The following is a 16,464-nucleotide window of genomic DNA, read 5'->3' on the forward strand; positions in this document are numbered from 1 at the left end:
AAATGGTATCTAGATTTTACTAATGTCGATGGTTTTCGTTTAGATGCTGTTAAACATATTGATTTTACCTTTTTTACTAACTGGTTACAAAAATTAAGAGCTTATAAACATCAGGATATCTTTGCAGTAGGCGAATATTGGCACGGTGATGTAAATAAACTGCTTAATTATTTAAACGTATCTAAAAATTGTATGTCTTTATTTGATGTTCCTTTACATTTTAAATTTCATCAAATATCTAGTAGTAACGGAATGTTTGATATGGGATCAATTTTTGAACAGACATTAGTTAAAGAAGCTCCTGAATATTGTGTCACATTTGTTGAAAACCACGATAGTCAGCCCGGACAATCACTACAAAGTCCGGTTGCTAACTGGTTTAAACCATTAGCTTATGCACTTATCTTATTGCGCCAACAAGGTTATCCTTGTGTCTTTTATGGTGATTATTATGGTATTGAAGAATATGGAATTGATTGTTTTAAAGAAATTATTGATAAAATGATCGCAGTTAGAAATACTTGTCTAGCGGGAAAGGAACATAATTATTTTGATCATAATAATATTATTGGCTGGAGCTATGAAGGAAATGAAACTAGTGGTGTAGCCGTGATTTTAAGCGATGAAGCCAAAGGTCATAAATTAATGGATGTTGGTAAACATCATGCCAATCAAGTTTTTTACGATTGTTTAAATAATATTCAGGATACAGTTACTATTGATGAAAATGGATTTGGAGATTTTCTAGTCGATGGTGGTTCGGTATCAGTTTGGATAAAAAAATAACAAAATAATTTAGACACCGATTTTTAGGTGCTTAATGATATTAAACTATTTTAATAATTACCTTCTTTTTACTATAATATAGTTGTAAAAAAGGAGGAACTATCAATGAAGTATGCAATTGTAAATGGAAAATTAACTCATGCTAATAAGGTTCCTAAAGGAACGATTGCTCGGGAATTTGGTTATTCAAATTATCCAGTAATTGCCTGTCGCGGAAAACATCGCTCTTATTGGAAATATGTAAGTGTCAATAGAACTGATTATGGTGTTGCTTCATAATTGTTTTGAAAAATACTTTTATAGTTTATCGATATATTATTATTAAAAAGGAATTGCAAAGGAGTTAGTTTTTAGAATTAATTATTAAATAAATACTAAAAAGTTCGGTTATCCGAACTTTTTAAGTGATAAATATAAAATAACAAAGCATGGCTAATAAACAAGCAATCGAATCAAGCCAAAGTCCTAAACTTAAAGCATAACGATTATTTTGGAGTTTGATACTGCCAAAATATAAAGTAACAACATAAAAAGTAGTATCACTGCCAGTTTGAATAATTGAACCCAGAATACTATAAGGATGATCAGGTCCATAATTAATAAACAAATCATTTAGAATCGTTAAAGATCCGTTAGATGAAAAAGGACGAATGATCATCATCATAAAAAGATCAACTGGTATTTTGATTAAATCAAAAATATTTTTAAACCACGATTCTAAAATTGAAGTAATCCCACAATTTTGAAAACAAACGACCCATAAAGTAAAGGCCATCATTGTAGGGAATAAAGTAATTAATAATTTACTGCCTTCTTTAACACCTTTTAAAAATTCATTAAAAACATCGACTTTTTTATAAATTGCTTCAATTAAGGCAATTCCAATAATAATTAAGATTAAACTATCCATAATGTTCAATCACTTTACTGATGATAATTCCAATTACTGTAATAATAAATCCAATTGCAATACTATAAGGAAAGAAACTTAAAACATTTTGACTATGATAACTTTGCCGTAAGGTCATCATCGTAGCCGGAATTAAAGAAAATCCCGTTGTATTCATAATAACTAATAACATCATTTCTTTACCAGGAACTTTTTTATTGGTTTGATGTTTAGATAACTGGGACATTGCTTTTAAACCGCTAATTGAAGCTAAAGAGCCTAGGCCTAACATATTGGCAATAAAATTAGTTGATAAATAATAATATACTGATTTATCTTCAACAACATTTCCATATATTAGTTTTAATAGCGGTTTTAAAAATATCGCTAACTGGTCAATCAAACCGGATGCTTTGATAACATTTAATAAACCATTCCATAAACAGGCACTTAAGACCAATATTTTAATTAAATCAAAAACTTGATTAGGACTGGCTAAAATAGCACTTAGTAATTGTGACTGGTTATTAGTTATAAAAGCAATCATGATAAAAATAATCATGCCATATTTAAATACCTTAGCCATAAAACAAATCCTTAAAGATCATTTTTAAACCAATAAAAAAATTATAAGGAACTACTTTTTGACGAGCAACGGGCTGATCGTTTAAAGAAACGATAATTTCATCATTTTCAAACGAAACATCAACTTGATCATTTTCCTGTTTATTTACTAAAATATCAAAATCAAGATAATATTGCTGCTGTTTAAACTCTACAATACCCTTAGAAAAAATCTTTGTTTCTTTTAATTTTTCATAACATTCCTCATATTTTTGTTGATGAAATTCAAAATCATTACCACAATTAAAAGTTACAATGATCAAATCTAAATCATCTTTTCTAGCCATGGTAATTAAAGTCCGTTTAGCTTTTTTAGTAAAACCAGTTTTACCACCAATACAATATTCATAATTGGTCAATAATTTATTTTTATTTTTCCAAGTACCATTACCATCTTCCCGATTATATTTTTCAGTTGCGACAATTTCATTAAAAATAGGATTTTGATGACAATAAGCCATTAATCTAGCCATATCATAAACAGTTGATAAATTACCATTATCTTCTTCATCTAAACCGGTAGGATTAGAAAAAGTAGTATTATGAAGTTCTAACTGTTTAGCTTTATCATTCATCATGTCAACAAATTTGGTTACTTCTTTGCCAACCGCCTTAGCAATCATTACGGCTGCATCATTACCGCTTCTAAGCATTAAACCATATAGTAAATCACGTAAAGTGATTTTATCGCCTATATGTATATAAATTCCGCTGCCCCAGGCTTGATTGATTGTTTCATCGACCGTAATAACAGTGTCAAGATCCATATTTTCAATGGCGATGATACAGGTCATAATTTTAGAAATCGAGGCTACACTTTGAATATAATCTTCATTACTGCCTTCAATGACTACTTGATTACTTGCTTCCATAACAATATAACTTTTACCTTGGAAAGTAACCGGCGCAGTTGTATTTAGTGGCAGTAGTAAAAATGTTAGTAAGATATTAATGATTTTTAGATTCATTTTTATCACCTATATTAGTTTATGTCTGGTTATTGATTTTAGAATTAATTATATAGAAAAAGTGGATATTGTATAGAAATATTCATTTGATTGAGTGAAATATTAAAAAATGGTATACTATTATTAATTTAAATTTGTCTTTGTTGGAACATTTTTTAAAAGGAGGCGTTTTGGTTGAAAAAACACATTGATGATGAAACTTATCGATTAAATTTATATGATCACCCAGTCTTGGAATTTAAATTTTTAACTCAGGGATTTGAACGAGGAAATGTAGAAATATTAAATGTATATGAAAAAAATATGCTTCCTTATGGATTGAACGCAGATAATGATGAGTTAAAAAGTTGGTTAACTTATCGAAGTGTGCCTAAAAATAGAGAATTTATTCGTGAATTTTTGAAAAGTATGGGATTAGATGAAAGAGATGTTAAAGGAATTATTGATGTTTCCAAAGGCCTTTCTTTAAACGATGCATATTGGATATGTAAAAACAGTGAACAATTAAAATTTGATGATATTAATCTATATGATAATGATTTCTCTGAAGCTCTTTCACTTGTTGCGTTTACTGGTCATGATACTAAAATTGCTCAATTGATGTCTTCTCCAGAATTTACGACAACGGGAATGCTTGCAAAATGCTGGCGAAGAATAAATGGTGAAACATATTTGTATAAAGGCGGAACTTTAGGACGTGCAAATGCTGGAAATGAACCATATAGTGAATATTATGCATCACAAATTGTACAAAAATTGGATTATAGTCATGTTGATTATCAGTTGGAAAAATGGAAAGGAATACTTGCATCAACATGTAAAATATTTACATCAAAAGATATTTCTTATGTTCCAGCCGGATATATTGTATCTAAAGGTGGATTGGCAGCAGTTGATAAATATATAAAAAATCTAAACGATCCGATTATTTATCGTGATTTTAAAAGAATGATATTATTTGATGCTATTATTTATAATAAAGATAGACATTTTGAAAATTTTGGTTTTATGGTAAATAGTATTGATAAAAGAGTTATCGGATTTAATCCTATCTTTGATAATGGAGCTGGACTTTTTGCGTATGCTTTAGAAGACGAAGCAACCGATATAAACAAGTTAAGTAAATACGCTAAACAAAATTCTTATTCTTATCACGGGATTTCGTTTGATGATCTGGTAAAAACAGCATGTACACGTGAGATGGCGAATGATTTGCATAAATTAATTAATTTTAAATTTAAAAGACATCCTTTATACAATCTTTCAGAAAAAAGGCTTCAAACAATTGAACAGTTTATCAATGAACGAGTAATAGAGTTGTCAAGAATAGTTGAAAAATGTCCATCATAAAAAATAATTTAGCTAGATTTTTTATAATGAGGTGATAATTAATGAGTGAACTAGAGGCAATGAAATTAGTTAAGATGCCAAATACTAAAAATAGTTTAGTAAATGATTTAAAAAAATTAGGGGTATTAAAAGGTGATATGGTTTTAATGCATGCTTCTCTTTCTAAATTAGGCTGGATAGTTGGTCGGGAAGTTACGGTCATTGATGCAATCTTAGAAACTATTGGTGATACGGGAACTTTGATCATGCCAAGTTTTACTGGTGATAATAGTGCTCCAGAATTATGGCAAGCACCGCCAGTAGATAAAGAATGGGTTGAGATAATCAAAAATAATATGCCTGCTTATGATCCGAAACGGACACCAACTAGAGAGATGGGAAAAGTTGTTGATGCTTTACTTAGATATCCTGGTGGCATTCGTTCAAGACATCCTCAGGTATCGTTTTGTGGTTATGGAAAAGAAGCTAAGTATATTTTAAAAGACCACGCTTTATCACCAGGATTAGGTGATGGGTCGCCACTTAAAAAATTGTATGACTGTCATGGTAAAATTTTACTTTTAGGGGTTGGTTATGAAAATTGTACATCATTACATTTAAGTGAAAGTCATTTGCCTAATTTACCTTGGATCAATACCGGTGCTTGTGTTTTAAAAGACGGTCAAAGAAAATGGCTTGATTTTAAAGAGATTGCTTATGATGATAGTGATTTTAAAGTATTAGGACAAGCTTATGAAAAGGAAACAGAAGTGATAAAGGGGTATGTTGGAGCAGCTTTATGTCGTTATATTGATTTAAAAGATCTTGTTGATTTTGGTGAAAAATGGCTAAAAAAACAGCGATGAATGGATTTATTCTTGTAGTTAGCAAAATATCGGTATATAATTAATAAAGAAATTGTTTTCTATCATCCAAAACTAAATATGCGTCTTTGTGGCAGGGTGAAAGTCCCTACCGATGGTTATAGTCCATGACCCATATATGATTATATGGCTGAGTTAGTGAAATTCTAACACCGACGGTTAAAGTCCGGATGAGAAAAGACATTTCTAGAATCTTACCTGAAGACGATTAAAGCGTTTTCAGGTTTTTATTTTAGGAGGAAAGAAAATGAACAAAAAGAAGATTCGTTATCTAGCATTAATTGCAATTTTTGGGGCTTTGGCGGCTATTTTAATGGTATTTCGGTTTCCCTTGCCGTTTATGCCACCGTTTTTAAGCTTTGATTTTGCCGGCGTACCAGAATTGATCGTTGCTTTTACGTTAGGACCAGTTGCCAGTATTTTAGTAGTGGTACTAAGAATTTTGATTCAGTTAGCTATTTCGGGAACTAATTCGATGTTTACTGGTGAATTACAAGGATTAATGTTATCAACTGCCTTAGTTTTACCAGCTGCTTTGATCTATCAAAGAAATAAAACCAAAAATGGAGCTTTGATGGCAATGACTACGGGTACGATCTTTAATGTATTGGTTGCGATATTTACGAATTTAGTGATTATTATTCCTTTTTATGTCACTTTATATGGGATGACCATGAATGACATCATTGCCATGTGCCAGGCAGTAAATCCTTATGTCGATAGTACTTTGAAATTAGTTTTACTTGGAATTGTCCCTTTTAATTTGATCAAAAATGTGGTTGTTTGTTTAGTTACTTTTGTAATCTATAAAAAAATAAGTCCGATTATGCATCGTTATACTAAAGAATAGGAGGAGAAGAAAATGACTTTTGAAGATGGTGTAGCATTAATGTTTAAAAAATTAGGAGATTGGAAAATTATGGCTTTAGCTTCTAGTCATAATGATTATGTAATGGTTAGAAATGTTAGCTGTTTGTTTTACAACAACAAAATTTATTTTAAAACTGATAAAAACTTCCGTAAAACTAAACAGTTATATCAAAATCCCCAGGTAGCTTTATGCACTGGTGGGGTTCAGGTTGAAGGAATCGCTAAAAATTTAGGATTAGTAGTTGATGAACCAGATCGTAAATTTGAAAAATTATATAAAAAATATTTGTGGCAAAGTTATAATGCTTATAGTCATGAAGATAGTGAAATCTTAATCGAAGTAACTCCTAAATTTGTAGAAATTTGGGATGAAGATGAAAATCGCTATGCTTTCCAGACATTTATTGATTTTGATAAACAGACAGTTGAAGTAGTAAAATATGATTAAATTTAGATCCTGATCATCAGGATCTTATTTTTAATATAATATAGTAAAAAAGATACTGATCAAAAAAATAGACAATTTGAAGCAGATTAATGATTGGTTAATTGTATTTAATCATCACATTTTTATTTAAATAGTTTTTTAAGTAGATCGAATTGACTAATTAATGAATATTTGGTTACAGGGTATTTATAGTAGGTCTTTTTAAAGGAGAAATTATCTTTTTTAATTAGGGAATTATAATAAGAAATAAAAATTTATTGCTTTTGGGAAACTTTTTAGTATAATGATAAAAAAAGTAGGTGAAAAAGATGGAAAGGTTACAAAAAGCAATTGCTGCAAGTGGTTATACTTCAAGAAGAAAAGCTGAAGAATTGATTGTTCAAGGAAAAGTTGAAGTAAATGGTAAAGTTGTTACAGAGCTTGGAACAAAGGTGAAAAAAGGTGATTATATAACTGTTGAAGGGAATCCTTTGACATTTGAAAACAAAGTATATTATCTTTTTTATAAACCTAAAGGATGTGTTTGCACGTTAGATGATGAATTCGATCGAACTAAAGTAATTGATTATTTTACTGATGTTAAAGAAAGAATTTATCCAGTTGGTCGTTTGGATTATGATACAACTGGATTATTGATCATGTCTAATGATGGTGAATTTGCCAATATGATCATGCATCCACGCTATCACTTAGAAAAAATTTATGAAGTATCGATCAATGGACTGATCAATGGTCCAACTATTCATAAGTTGGAAAAAGGAATCTATTTAGAGGGAACTAAGACGTTACCTTGTAAGATCAAAATTATTAATAAAGATACTGAACATAAAACAACGGTTTTACAAATAAAACTCTATGAAGGTAAAAATCGTCAAGTTAAAAAAATGTTTGAAAGCGTTGGACATCCGGTTAAAAGACTACATCGTTTGAGTGTTGGGGGAATTAATTTAAAAGGATTAACACCAGGCAAATATCGAATCTTAAAACCTCAGGAAGTTAAGAATCTAAGAAATTTGGTTAACGGTAATAAAGTAGTTGGTAGTAATAAGTAAGATTAGTTGAGCAATTATGACAAATATTTTAATTTAATTGATGCATACTATCATGTGGGTGATGTAAATGAGAATACAAATATTAGATAAACCACAAAATAAAGTGGAATGTGGTATCTGTAAAGCAGAAGGTGAATGGATCAAAAAAATCAATATTCGCGGAATTGAAGCGTTGTATTGTATCAAATGTGATACTGTTACAATGTTTACTAAGATGCCTTCTAAATATGTCTATAAAGCTTTAAAAAAGGAAACCGATAATATTAAAATGGCATATTATTTGCATAACAATGAAAAATAAGTGGTTGACTTTAAAATGATAAGTCGGTAGAATTGTATTAGAAAAATAGATGCGATGATTTAGGATATGTCTAGATAATGCTTGGATCTAGAGAAAAGGCGGTTGGTGCAAGCCTTGAAAAGGTTATCTAGGTACTCCCTAATAGGCAACCCTCGAAAGAGAAGGTCGGTAGCGCGTTATAGCTTTAAGGTTATTGTTTCAATAACGAAATAAGGTGGTACCACGATACTCTCGTCCTTTAGATGAGAGTTTTTTTGTAGAAGGAGAAAGTTATGGCTAAATTAGTTTATCCCCAAAAAGAACATGAACAGATGATCAAAGCTTATATTCAAGAATGTTATGACCATGGGGAAATGTATATTAACGGTGATGGTGGCTGTCACCTGGAAAGCGATTATCAAAAATGGCTGAAACGACAAAAGCAGGATCATCTTGGAATCAATTTAAAAGAGAATTTTGTTCCAGCAACAACTTATTTTTATCTCGAAGGAGATAAAATTATTGGAACAATCAATATTCGCCATTGTTTAAATGATTTTTTATTAAAACAAGGTGGTCATATTGGCTATAGCATTTTACCAAGTATGCGTAAAAAAGGATATGCTACAGCAATGTTGAAAGAAGCAATTGCATTTTGTAAAAAATGGGATATTTATCCAATTTTAATTACCTGCAATAAAGAAAATATCGCATCTAGAAAAACGATTGAAAAATGTGGTGGAAAATTAGAAAACGAATATTTCAATCAAACAACAAAAGAAACAAGATTACGTTTTTGGATAGGAGAAGAAAATGATTAACTTTAAAGAAGATGAACAATTAAGTGTATTAAATCACTCTTGTGCTCATGTAATGGCTCAAGCGGTTAAACATTTATACCCTCAGGCTAAATTTTGGGTAGGACCAGTAGTAAGTGAAGGATTTTATTATGATATTGATTTAGGTGATGATGTTATTAAAGATGAAGATATCGCTAAAATCGAAAAAGAAATGAAAAAGATCTGTAAAGATGGTAAACGGATCGTTAGAGAAGAATTGACTAAAGAAGAAGCTTTAGAAATGTTTAAAGATGATGAATATAAACTTGATTTGATTAATAATTTTGAAGCCGGAACTAATATTAGCTGTTATCGTCAAGGAGATTTTGTCGATTTATGTCGTGGTCCCCATGTAGATACTGTAAAAGCTTGTAAAAATTTTAAATTGATCAAGCATTCTGGGGCTTATTGGAAAGGGGATAAAAACAACAAAGTATTACAAAGAATCTATGGTGTTTGTTTCCCTAATCCTGAAGCTTTAAAAGAACATTTAGATTTATTAGAAGATGCTAAAAATCGTGATCATCGTAAAATTGGTAAAGATCTAAGTCTATTTATGAATCACCGTTTAGTTGGTTCCGGAATGCCAATGTGGCTTCCTAAAGGAGCGTTTATTCGCCGTCAGTTAGAAAACTATATTTATGATAAGGAACGGGCTTTAGGATATGATCATGTTTATAGCCCATGTGTAGGAACAGTTGACTTATATAAAACATCAGGACATTGGGATCATTATAAAGATGATATGTTCCCAGTCATGAAAGTTGATGAGGAAGAATTTGTTCTTCGACCAATGAACTGTCCACATCACATGTTGATATACAAAAACTCATTACATTCATATCGTGATCTGCCAATTAGAATCGGTGAATTTGCAACTGATTTTAGATATGAAGCTAGCGGGGCTGTTAAAGGATTAGAAAGAGTTCGCTGTATGTGTCAAAATGATGCCCATTTATTTGTTACCCCAGAACAGATTGGTGAGGAATTTAAACGGGTAGTTAATTTAATCTTGGATGTTTATAAAGATTTTGGAATCAAAGATTATAAATTTAGATTATCGTTACGAGATAAAGATGATAAAGAAAAATATTTTGATGATGATCAAATGTGGGATATGGCTGAAGCTAAATTACGTGAAGTATTAGATGAGTTAAATTTAGATTATTTTGAAGCCAAAGGTGAAGCGGCTTTCTATGGACCTAAATTAGATGTTGAAGTAAAACCGGCGGTAGGACCAGAAGTTACTTTATCAACTTGTCAGTTAGACTTTTTATTGCCACGTCGTTTTGAACTTACTTATGTTGATAATAATGGGGTAAAACAAACACCAGTAGTATTACACCGGGCTATTTTTGGAACCTTTGATCGGTTTACGGCTTTCTTGATTGAAGAAACTAAAGGAGTGTTCCCATTATGGTTAGCACCAACTCAAATTAAGGTTTTACCAGTTAACAATGACTATCATTTAGAATATGCTAAAGAAGTTGTTGCTTTATTAAGACAAGAAGGATTTAGAGTTGAATTAGATGCTCGTGAAGAGAAATTAGGATATCGTATTCGTGAAGGACAAATGGAAAAAGTTCCATATTTACTAGTATTAGGAAATAATGAACGTGATGAAAAGACAGTAACTTATCGTTTACATGGAATGCAAAAACAAACTACTGTACCATTTAACGATTTTACTGCGATGATCAAGGAAAAAATTAGTAATCGTGAATAAAACATCTGAAATCAGATGTTTTATTTGTGATATGTGATACAATGATAAAAAAAGGAGAGATGAAAAGATGGCATTATATTTAGCGATGGATGTTGGCGGGACAGCAATAAAATATGGAATAGTTGATGATGATGGAAATATTACTAAACCTGGCAAAATTGTTACCCCTGACAGTTTAGAAAAAATGTATCAGGAAATTGAAAAAATCTATCAGCAATTAGATGTTAAAGTAGCCGGGCTAGCTTTAAGTATGCCTGGTGCGGTTGATAGTGCTGTTGGGGATATCAAAGGATCTAGTGCTTTAGATTATATTCATGGACCAAATATTAAAAATGATCTTCAAGCACGTTTGCAGGTAAAAGTTACAATTGAAAATGATGCTAACTGTGCGGCTTTAGCCGAAGTTTGGAAAGGAGCTGCCAGTGATGTTAATGACTGTATGTTTATTGTCAGTGGTACGGGAATTGGTGGTGCTGTGGTTAAAGATCGTCGCATTCATAAAGGAAAACATTTACATGGCGGTGAATTTGGCTACATGGTCGCTTTAAACGATATTGAAAATGATCGTTATATTTCCTGGTCAGAAGCGGGATCAACAGTTGCTGTTGTTAAAGCGGTAGCTAAAGAATTAAATGTTGATTATCAAACCTTGGATGGTAAAGTTATTTTTGATAACGTAGATAATGATCCAATTTATCAAAAATACGTTGATCAATATTATAGTGTACTTGCAATGGGAATTTATAACTTACAATATGTTTATGATCCTGAAAAAATTGTCATTGGCGGAGCAATCAGTGCTCGTGATGATTTAATTGAACAATTAGAAAAACATTTAGATAAAATCTATCAAAATATCCCTTATGCTTTAATTCACCCAACAGTAGTTAAGTGCATGTTTGCAAATCAGGCTAATTTAATTGGTGCTGTTTATAATTTTATTAATAGTTAGACATCAAGAATTCATAAACTTGTAGTAAAATAGAAAAAAAATAAATAGGGGGAATTGTGATGAAAAAAATAGCACCTAGAATTAACACTCAATTAAGAAGTCATACTATTATGGTACCTGATTGCATCCGTGATGCTAGTGGGATCGTTATTAATGGAAAAAGAATTAAATCATTATTATTTTCTACGGATGTTGCCGTAATATCTAATTGTAATGCTGATGCGGTAATTGCGGTTTATCCTTTTACCCCTACGATGCAAATAACTAATTCAATTATTGATGTTGCTCAAAGACCCGTTTTTGCTGGTGTAGGCGGGGGAACAACAGCTGGGCCTCGGGTTCGCGAAATTGCTTTAGATGCGGAGTTACATGGAGCAACGGCAGTAGTGCTTAATGCACCAACTAAGACGGAATTTATTCGGGAATTAGCTGATTATGTTGATATTCCGGTTGTTTTATCGATTGTTTCTTTAGATGAAAATTTAGAAGAAAGAATGTTATTTAGTGGTGCACGAATCGTTAATGTTTCTGGTGGTAAAAAAACTGTTGAAATTGTTAAGGCGTTACGTCAAATTTCACCAGATTTTCCAATTATTGCAACTGGTGGTCCGACAGTAGAAACGATCCAGGAAGTAATTGCTGCTGGAGCTAACGCTGTTACTTATACACCACCATCAAATGGTGATATTTTTAAGGAAATGATGGAAGAATATCGTGAACGTTGTCATAAAAAATAAGGTAGATTTTAAATCTACCATTTTATTTGTTGTTTGGTAGAGTAATTTATTGTAAAATAAGCGATGAGGTGTAAGAAATGAAACAATATTTAGATATGTGTAGATATGTATTAGAAAACGGTGAAGACCGTGAAGATCGTACTGGTACGGGAACACGCAGTGTTTTTGGTTATCAGACGAGATATGATTTACGAAATGGTTTTCCTTTAATGACAACTAAAAAAATGTTTTTACGGCCAATTGCCGAAGAACTATTATGGTTTATTAAAGGAGATACTAATATTAAGTATTTAGTTGATCGAAATGTTAAAATATGGAATGAATGGCCTTATGAAAACTTTAAAAAGAGTCCTGATTATAATGGTGAATCATTAGCTGAATTTGTGGAAAAAATTAAAACTGATGATGATTTTGCCTTAAAATATGGTGATTTAGGTCCCGTTTATGGAGCACAATGGCGTGATTTTAATTATGAAGGGGTTGATCAGCTAGCTAAATTAGTTGATAGTTTAAAAAACAACCCATTTTCAAGAAGACATATTATTTGTGCCTGGAATCCAGCACAAGTAGATAATATGGCGTTACCGCCATGTCATGCTTTTTTACAATTTTATGTCAGCCATGATAAAAAATATCTTTCATGTCAATTATATCAGCGTAGTGCCGATATCTTTTTAGGAGTGCCTTTTAATATCGCATCTTATGCATTAATGACAGAAATGCTGGCAAGAACATGTGGGTATCAGGCTAAAGAATTTATTCACACGATTGGTGATGCTCATATTTATAAAGATCATTTTGATGTTGTTAAAGAACAAATTTCCCGTGAGCCATTACCATTATGCAAACTGGTTTTAAATCCCGAAGTTAAATCAATTTTTGATTATAAAATCGAAGATATTAAAATTGAAGATTACCAAAGTTATGGAAGATTAGTAGGAAAGGTAAGTGTATAGATGATTAGTATTATTGTAGCAACAGATGAAGATTTATTAATTGGAAAACAAGATTCTAAAAATGGAATGCCTTGGAACGTACCTGAGGATCTAAAACATTTTAAAGAAACTACGATTAATAAAACTATTTTGATGGGAGTAACTACATATCAGGCTATTGGTAGACCGCTTCCAAATCGTAAAACGATCGTTGTCAGTCTTGATCCTTTTGAAGATGATCGAGTTGAAGTTAGAAATTCATTGCAGGAAGTTATTGATGAATATCAAAAAAGCGGTGAAGATCTTTATATTTCTGGTGGTGCTTCGATTTATCGTCAATGTTTACCTATCGCTGATCAATTGATGATTTCACGAATTCCTGGTAAACATACGGGAGAAACTTATTTTCCTGATTTTAGTCAATATGGTTACCAGCTTGTCGATACAAAACCTTTTGAAACTTTTACGTTAGAAATATATCAAAGAAAGTAATTAAAGGGAGGCAAAGATGAAAAGAATTGCATTAATTGTAATTAGAGTTATTTGGTTTCTACCTTACTGGTGGGGTTATAAAGTTAATCAACTAAAAAATACACAAAAATATTCTTTAGAAGAACGTTATGCTTTTATTTATAAGATCGTTCCTAAGATCGTAAAAAAAGGACGGGTTACTTTAGAGTGTTACGGACTAGAAAATTTACCAGAAAAATCTGGTTATTTACTAGCGCCAAACCATCAGGGTTTATTTGATCCGGTGGCGATTTTTAATACCCATAAACGTCCGGTTCAGGCAATTGTCAAAAAAGAGCTGGCATCAGTAGTCTTAGTTAAAGATGTTTTAAAGATGATGGAATTTATTCCCATGGATCGCAGCAATGTTCGTGAAAGTGCAAAAATCATCAAAGATGTTTCTAAAAAAGTTGCTAATGGTAACAATTTCTTTGTTTTTCCTGAAGGAACGCGGAGTAAAAAAGGCAATCAAATTTTAGAGTTTAAAGGTGGTACTTTTAAAATCGCAGTTAAAGCTAAAGCACCGATCGTACCAGTAGCTTTAATTGACTGTTATAAAGTTTTTGACCGTAATACAATTAAAAAAACTACTGCTCAAATTCATTATTTAAAGCCAATTTATTACGAAGAATATCAGGATATGCATACAAATGAGATTGCAAAAATGGTGCATGATCGAATTGAAGCATGTATTAAAGAAAATGAACGTGATTAAATCTATTTATATTTTAAAAATAAATAAATCTATGTTATATTTATAGTATAGTGTTAGGAGGGTGTAAAAATGGCACTAAAAGATGCATACAGTTATATTAATACAAATTTAAATTTATCATTTAAATTAAATGAAGAAGTTGATCCTGAAATTTATTATGGCTGTGATGATTTGATCGAAGATATGGAAGCTGATATTGAAAAATATGGTAAAGATCAAATGATTCGCTTATATCCAGATGTTTTACAAGATACTTTAATTTTTGATAATTATGTTATTAAAAATGATGAGTTAACTGATGATGATTATCGACCATTTATTGATTTAACTTTTAAACAAGCTTTAAACGTATATAAATTACAAAACGGTAAAGCTAATGAAAATTTAAATATTGAAAATTAAAAGGCTAGGAAACTAGTCTTTTAGTTTGGTAAAAAATCAGCAAATAAATATTATCAATAGTTTTCAAAATTATTTAAAAGAAAAAGGGAGCTTCTAACTCCCAATTAACTTATCAACACGCTGTTTTTTTTCTGGCGGCAAAAGAGCTTCTGGTTCATTTAAATATTGTACTAAAATATCGGCATCTTTAATTAGTTCGCTGTAGTTATCATCAATTTGCTTTTTATTAGAGTGATTTTTGATCGCAATAAAGATCAATTCAATTTCTTTAGCAGTAAATAGATTGGATTTTTCTAATAAATCTTTAGCAATAATAGCACTACGATTAGCATGATCAAAACTAGAATTAAATTTATAAGTAGCAAGATCATGTAAAATACCAATGATTGAAGCTAGTTCTAAATCTAAATGTCTTATTTTAGCTAAGTACTGAATCATAGCAGTTACACTAAATAAATGTTCAAAAGCATTTTTTCTTTTGCTGGCAAAACAGTTAGTAGTTAAAATTTGATAAACTTCATCTTTAATTACTTCGTAGCGGTTCATTTTCGTAACCCCTTTGGATATAGATTTTTTACTTGCTGATTGCTTTCTTTATAGAAACTAAGTGGATAACCATCAACTAAGATCAAACCATAGCCTTTACCTTTACCACCGGTTAAGGTTTCACCATGTAAATATTTAGTGACTTCTAAACTGTCATAATGAAAATCATAATAGCGTTTAACATCTTTTTTAGTTAAAGTTAGAGCTAATGAATGACTTGGTTCAAAACGATTCTTTTTACATTCACCTAAATAAAGTCCATTACGCAAAACCTGGATGCCACTCATATCAGGAAAATGCGATAAGATCGCATAAATATGATTATTGGAATCATAGAGATATTTAGGTAAAGAGCAGTTTAAATTTTCTTGATAAAATTGTTCTACTAATTTTAAATTAGCTTTTGATATATTAGCTTTTAATAATTTAGCTTTACTAACACTTTTACCATCACGTTTTTTTAGTAAGGCAATAAATTGACCCTCACCATTAGTTAAATGCGGATACATTCTAACTACCTGATCATTTTGATAGCCGGGAGCCATTCCAGGCTGTTTTTCAATCGATATTAATTCCATGTTTAATTCATTAACCATATAGGCAACCTGATTTTCGTTTTCCTCTAAAGAATAAGTACATGTCGAATAAATTAAAATACCATCTTTTTTTAACATCTGATAAGCACTATCAATCAAGTTTCTTTGAATATAAGCACATTCATTAACTTTTTCTAAAGACCAGGTTGTAATTGCCTGTTCCAGTTTACGAAACATTCCCTCACCCGAACAAGGAGCATCTAAAATGATCTTATCAAAGAAATTATTAAATTTTTTAGTTAATTTAACCGGATCACAGTTAGTTACGATCGTATTGGTTAAACCAAAGCGTTCAACATTTTCGGCTAAAATTTTAGCGCGCAGTTTATTGATATCGTTAGCGATCATCAATCCATCTTCACTTAATTTACTGGCT

Annotated in this window: 21 protein-coding genes and 1 riboswitch; of the genes, 16 read left to right on the plus strand and 5 right to left on the minus strand. The window is 31.0% G+C overall.

Annotation, left to right across the window (positions count from 1 at the left end; all coding sequences use genetic code 11):
* On the plus strand, positions 1-786 hold a 786-nt coding region (locus J7M77_RS16190; RefSeq protein ID WP_296880435.1), incomplete at its 5' end, for an alpha-amylase domain-containing protein.
* A gap of 105 nt (positions 787-891) precedes the next feature.
* Positions 892-1,065 carry a hypothetical protein gene (locus J7M77_RS16195; protein ID WP_296880436.1) on the plus strand — a complete coding sequence of 58 codons (174 nt, stop codon included), beginning with the start codon at positions 892-894 and terminating at the stop codon, positions 1,063-1,065.
* Between the two features lie 121 nt (positions 1,066-1,186).
* Here the strand turns inward: J7M77_RS16195 and J7M77_RS16200 are convergent, their stop codons facing one another.
* From J7M77_RS16200 to J7M77_RS16210, 3 genes are read right to left on the minus strand one after another with little or no spacing between them, the layout of a single operon-like run.
* On the minus strand, positions 1,187-1,696 hold the full coding sequence (locus J7M77_RS16200; protein ID WP_296880437.1) for a spore maturation protein B: 510 nt from the start codon (positions 1,694-1,696) through the stop codon (positions 1,187-1,189).
* Positions 1,689-2,261: a hypothetical protein gene (locus J7M77_RS16205; protein WP_296880439.1), complete on the minus strand. Its 573-nt coding sequence runs from the start codon at positions 2,259-2,261 to the stop codon at positions 1,689-1,691. Before J7M77_RS16205 ends, J7M77_RS16200 begins: the two co-directional genes overlap by 8 nt.
* The gene (locus J7M77_RS16210; protein ID WP_296880440.1) at positions 2,254-3,267 is read right to left on the minus strand and encodes a D-alanyl-D-alanine carboxypeptidase family protein; all 1,014 of its coding nucleotides are present in this window, start codon (positions 3,265-3,267) and stop codon (positions 2,254-2,256) included. Before J7M77_RS16210 ends, J7M77_RS16205 begins: the two co-directional genes overlap by 8 nt.
* A 174-nt stretch (positions 3,268-3,441) precedes the next feature.
* Between J7M77_RS16210 and J7M77_RS16215 the strand changes: the two genes are divergently transcribed.
* From J7M77_RS16215 to J7M77_RS16280, 14 genes are all read left to right on the plus strand, one after another.
* The gene (locus J7M77_RS16215) at positions 3,442-4,617 is read left to right on the plus strand and encodes an XRE family transcriptional regulator (protein WP_296880441.1); all 1,176 of its coding nucleotides are present in this window, start codon (positions 3,442-3,444) and stop codon (positions 4,615-4,617) included.
* 41 nt (positions 4,618-4,658) lie between these two features.
* Positions 4,659-5,462 (plus strand): aminoglycoside N(3)-acetyltransferase, encoded by an 804-nt coding sequence (locus J7M77_RS16220; RefSeq protein ID WP_296880442.1) that lies wholly within the window; start codon positions 4,659-4,661, stop codon positions 5,460-5,462.
* Positions 5,463-5,540: 78 nt separating this feature from the next.
* Positions 5,541-5,666, plus strand: a riboswitch (FMN riboswitch).
* Between the two features lie 61 nt (positions 5,667-5,727).
* Positions 5,728-6,330 (plus strand): ECF transporter S component, encoded by a 603-nt coding sequence (locus J7M77_RS16225; protein ID WP_296880444.1) that lies wholly within the window; start codon positions 5,728-5,730, stop codon positions 6,328-6,330.
* Between the two features lie 12 nt (positions 6,331-6,342).
* Positions 6,343-6,798: a pyridoxamine 5'-phosphate oxidase family protein gene (locus tag J7M77_RS16230; RefSeq protein ID WP_296880446.1), complete on the plus strand. Its 456-nt coding sequence runs from the start codon at positions 6,343-6,345 to the stop codon at positions 6,796-6,798.
* A gap of 308 nt (positions 6,799-7,106) precedes the next feature.
* On the plus strand, positions 7,107-7,850 hold the full coding sequence (locus tag J7M77_RS16235; RefSeq protein WP_296880448.1) for a pseudouridine synthase: 744 nt from the start codon (positions 7,107-7,109) through the stop codon (positions 7,848-7,850).
* Between the two features lie 67 nt (positions 7,851-7,917).
* On the plus strand, positions 7,918-8,151 hold the full coding sequence (locus J7M77_RS16240) for a hypothetical protein (RefSeq protein ID WP_296880450.1): 234 nt from the start codon (positions 7,918-7,920) through the stop codon (positions 8,149-8,151).
* A gap of 272 nt (positions 8,152-8,423) precedes the next feature.
* Positions 8,424-8,951: a GNAT family N-acetyltransferase gene (locus tag J7M77_RS16245; RefSeq protein ID WP_296880452.1), complete on the plus strand. Its 528-nt coding sequence runs from the start codon at positions 8,424-8,426 to the stop codon at positions 8,949-8,951.
* A complete protein-coding gene (thrS, locus tag J7M77_RS16250; protein WP_296880454.1) occupies positions 8,944-10,695 on the plus strand; it encodes a threonine--tRNA ligase in 1,752 nt (583 codons plus the stop codon). Before J7M77_RS16245 ends, thrS begins: the two co-directional genes overlap by 8 nt.
* A gap of 67 nt (positions 10,696-10,762) precedes the next feature.
* Complete coding sequence (locus J7M77_RS16255; RefSeq protein ID WP_296880455.1) at positions 10,763-11,647, plus strand: ROK family protein; 885 nt, start codon at positions 10,763-10,765, stop codon at positions 11,645-11,647.
* A 59-nt stretch (positions 11,648-11,706) separates the two neighbouring features.
* Entirely contained in the window at positions 11,707-12,384 is a 678-nt protein-coding gene (locus tag J7M77_RS16260) for a hydrolase (RefSeq protein ID WP_296880456.1), read from the plus strand.
* Between the two features lie 77 nt (positions 12,385-12,461).
* Positions 12,462-13,340: a thymidylate synthase gene (locus tag J7M77_RS16265; protein WP_296880457.1), complete on the plus strand. Its 879-nt coding sequence runs from the start codon at positions 12,462-12,464 to the stop codon at positions 13,338-13,340.
* A complete protein-coding gene (locus J7M77_RS16270; RefSeq protein WP_296880458.1) occupies positions 13,341-13,811 on the plus strand; it encodes a dihydrofolate reductase in 471 nt (156 codons plus the stop codon).
* Between the two features lie 16 nt (positions 13,812-13,827).
* Positions 13,828-14,544 carry a 1-acyl-sn-glycerol-3-phosphate acyltransferase gene (locus tag J7M77_RS16275; protein ID WP_296880460.1) on the plus strand — a complete coding sequence of 239 codons (717 nt, stop codon included), beginning with the start codon at positions 13,828-13,830 and terminating at the stop codon, positions 14,542-14,544.
* Positions 14,545-14,613: 69 nt separating this feature from the next.
* A complete protein-coding gene (locus tag J7M77_RS16280) occupies positions 14,614-14,946 on the plus strand; it encodes a hypothetical protein (RefSeq protein WP_296880461.1) in 333 nt (110 codons plus the stop codon).
* A 93-nt stretch (positions 14,947-15,039) separates the two neighbouring features.
* On the opposite strand, the gene J7M77_RS16285 is transcribed toward J7M77_RS16280, so the two are convergent.
* A complete protein-coding gene (locus tag J7M77_RS16285; protein WP_296880462.1) occupies positions 15,040-15,492 on the minus strand; it encodes an HD domain-containing protein in 453 nt (150 codons plus the stop codon).
* A partial coding sequence (locus J7M77_RS16290; RefSeq protein WP_296880463.1) for an RsmF rRNA methyltransferase first C-terminal domain-containing protein occupies positions 15,489-16,464 on the minus strand: 976 nt, incomplete at its 5' end. The genes J7M77_RS16285 and J7M77_RS16290, both read right to left, overlap by 4 nt.

The organism is Thomasclavelia sp. (assembly GCF_017889095.1).
Taxonomy (GTDB): domain Bacteria; phylum Bacillota_I; class Bacilli_A; order Erysipelotrichales; family Coprobacillaceae; genus Thomasclavelia.

Coding starts and splice junctions, on each gene's coding strand:
- J7M77_RS16195 (WP_296880436.1), top strand. CDS start 892: ATGAAGTATGCAATTGTAAATGGAAAATTAACTCATGCTAATAAGGTT.
- J7M77_RS16200 (WP_296880437.1), bottom strand. CDS start 1,696: ATGGATAGTTTAATCTTAATTATTATTGGAATTGCCTTAATTGAAGCA.
- J7M77_RS16205 (WP_296880439.1), bottom strand. CDS start 2,261: ATGGCTAAGGTATTTAAATATGGCATGATTATTTTTATCATGATTGCT.
- J7M77_RS16210 (WP_296880440.1), bottom strand. CDS start 3,267: ATGAATCTAAAAATCATTAATATCTTACTAACATTTTTACTACTGCCA.
- J7M77_RS16220 (WP_296880442.1), top strand. CDS start 4,659: ATGAGTGAACTAGAGGCAATGAAATTAGTTAAGATGCCAAATACTAAA.
- J7M77_RS16225 (WP_296880444.1), top strand. CDS start 5,728: ATGAACAAAAAGAAGATTCGTTATCTAGCATTAATTGCAATTTTTGGG.
- J7M77_RS16230 (WP_296880446.1), top strand. CDS start 6,343: ATGACTTTTGAAGATGGTGTAGCATTAATGTTTAAAAAATTAGGAGAT.
- J7M77_RS16235 (WP_296880448.1), top strand. CDS start 7,107: ATGGAAAGGTTACAAAAAGCAATTGCTGCAAGTGGTTATACTTCAAGA.
- J7M77_RS16240 (WP_296880450.1), top strand. CDS start 7,918: ATGAGAATACAAATATTAGATAAACCACAAAATAAAGTGGAATGTGGT.
- J7M77_RS16245 (WP_296880452.1), top strand. CDS start 8,424: ATGGCTAAATTAGTTTATCCCCAAAAAGAACATGAACAGATGATCAAA.
- thrS (WP_296880454.1), top strand. CDS start 8,944: ATGATTAACTTTAAAGAAGATGAACAATTAAGTGTATTAAATCACTCT.
- J7M77_RS16255 (WP_296880455.1), top strand. CDS start 10,763: ATGGCATTATATTTAGCGATGGATGTTGGCGGGACAGCAATAAAATAT.
- J7M77_RS16260 (WP_296880456.1), top strand. CDS start 11,707: ATGAAAAAAATAGCACCTAGAATTAACACTCAATTAAGAAGTCATACT.
- J7M77_RS16265 (WP_296880457.1), top strand. CDS start 12,462: ATGAAACAATATTTAGATATGTGTAGATATGTATTAGAAAACGGTGAA.
- J7M77_RS16270 (WP_296880458.1), top strand. CDS start 13,341: ATGATTAGTATTATTGTAGCAACAGATGAAGATTTATTAATTGGAAAA.
- J7M77_RS16275 (WP_296880460.1), top strand. CDS start 13,828: ATGAAAAGAATTGCATTAATTGTAATTAGAGTTATTTGGTTTCTACCT.
- J7M77_RS16280 (WP_296880461.1), top strand. CDS start 14,614: ATGGCACTAAAAGATGCATACAGTTATATTAATACAAATTTAAATTTA.
- J7M77_RS16285 (WP_296880462.1), bottom strand. CDS start 15,492: ATGAACCGCTACGAAGTAATTAAAGATGAAGTTTATCAAATTTTAACT.